The sequence below is a fragment of the Pelovirga sp. genome, from assembly GCF_059864205.1.
Genome location: NZ_JCBCBS010000190.1, coordinates 1 through 1,702, shown reverse-complemented (window position 1 = coordinate 1,702; position 1,702 = coordinate 1). Strand labels below are relative to the sequence as shown.

General features: G+C 45.2%; 4 protein-coding genes. All 4 read right to left on the bottom strand.

What is annotated here, in order from left to right; all coding sequences use genetic code 11:
- Positions 1–281 (bottom strand): type II toxin-antitoxin system RelE/ParE family toxin (locus tag AC6F7T_RS11945; protein ID WP_500719145.1); only part of this gene is annotated, 281 nt, incomplete at its 3' end.
- Positions 269–454, bottom strand: a complete 186-nt coding sequence (locus AC6F7T_RS11940) for a hypothetical protein (RefSeq protein WP_500719143.1) — start codon at positions 452–454, stop codon at positions 269–271. The genes AC6F7T_RS11940 and AC6F7T_RS11945, both read right to left, overlap by 13 nt.
- Before the next feature lie 398 nt (positions 455–852).
- Positions 853–1,110 (bottom strand): type II toxin-antitoxin system mRNA interferase toxin, RelE/StbE family, encoded by a 258-nt coding sequence (locus AC6F7T_RS11935; RefSeq protein WP_500719141.1) that lies wholly within the window; start codon positions 1,108–1,110, stop codon positions 853–855.
- Positions 1,088–1,309: a ribbon-helix-helix protein, CopG family gene (locus AC6F7T_RS11930; protein ID WP_500719139.1), complete on the bottom strand. Its 222-nt coding sequence runs from the start codon at positions 1,307–1,309 to the stop codon at positions 1,088–1,090. Before AC6F7T_RS11930 ends, AC6F7T_RS11935 begins: the two co-directional genes overlap by 23 nt.
- Between the last annotated feature and the right edge of the window lie 393 nt (positions 1,310–1,702).

The window sequence follows — 1,702 nt, the reverse complement described above, 5'->3', positions numbered from 1 at the left end:
TCGATATCGATGGCTCCGTGAAAAACACCTAAAATCACGACATTCTTTCCAGGCATCCATAGATAGGCAATCCTGTAATGACCATAAAGGAGGATCCTGATTTCACCCTCGGCCTCTATTCGATAACAATAGCCAACCTGTGGAAAATCGGGTAAATTATTTACCCTCTTCATAATACCGGCAATCACATTGTCGGCTGCTGGTGGATTATCTTCGGCAATATAGTCATGGATATCGCGTAGCCAACGTTCAGCTTCGGCAGTCCAGACTACCTTTGCCATGTCCGAATCCGTTGCTCTAACTCACTTCCGGACATAACACGGCCCTGACGAAAATCTTCTAGACCTCGATCGACCATACGTTCAAAAACTAATTCCCGTAAAATTTCTTCATATGATGCATCATCAGGTTGCGATTGAATGACTTCTTTCATCCGTTCTTTTACGGTTGGCATACATACTCCTTTATCTTTTTGTTTATCTGTTTGACTCCAGTAAATCAGAAAAGAGAAATAGATTCTGCTCACTGCTTACTGAATACAACGAGGTCAAAAGCAAAAAGCCTTTAGACCTTTTTTCTGACAGGACATAAATCTGATGTTTAAGATCTTAACCCCAACATTTATTTTTTTTGTTGATTTCATCCGCTGCTATCAGATGTTCATCCTGTCTCAATTGTCTTTGAACCTTTACTTGTCGCGGGGAAAACCGTTTAAAAGCAGAATACAGGAGCTAGAATTGAGAATTCAGAAGAAACGCATAACCTTCTATATTCTATATTCTGTCTCCTGCCTTTTTCCTCGTGATTCTTGCCTTTAACTGTTGCCGCGTCAGATAGTTTACAAGTCTTCCCTTATTTTCGATAACTATCTTTGTGGTGAGCTGCACGTAACACCAGAATAACCAGCTGATCTTCATTTATTTCGTACACAACGCGATAATTACCGGCACGTATCCGACGAAGGCCGGAAAGATCTCCTTTGAGTGCTTTGCCAATATGCGGGTGATCAACAAGACGGTCGATGGATTCGATGACTCGAATGCGCTCGGCTTTAGGTAAGGACTGGATCTCCTTGAGTGCGCTCTTTTTAATCTGAACCGAGTAGCGCACTGCGAGCCTCCTGCCAGTCGATACACTCATCACTCGGGTCGCGTAGTCGGTCAAGGGCGATAGAAATATCGGCAAAATCTTCAAGATATGACTCAACCGCCTGACGGATAACGTCAGCACGGCTGCGATGCAGAGTTGATGCCGCTGTATCTAGTGCATCAACCAATTCATCGGATAGTCGGGCGGTAATCTGTGGCATAAAAATCTCCATAATGTTGTTGACTGTCATTGACATCATATATTGTCGGTTACAGAAACGCAATCTGCCGCCAAGGCGGTGTCTGCCGCTAACGCGGTGTCTGCCACTTCGTGGCGTCATTGGTCTGCCGCTGAAGCGGCGTTATTTGTAAAAATCAGTGAACGGTGAACGGTGAGCCGTGAGCGGTAACTGCTTACTGCTCACTGCTTACTGCTTACTGCTCACCGCTCACTGCTCACCGCTCACTGCTCACCGCTCACCGCTCACCGCTCACCGCTCACCGCTTACGTTCGTAAAACACCTTACCTACCCGTTCGATATGTTCTTTCAGTTCTGCATGATCAAGGAGGTGAAATATCGACACGTCAATCATGTAGGGCAAAAGCAGATCAT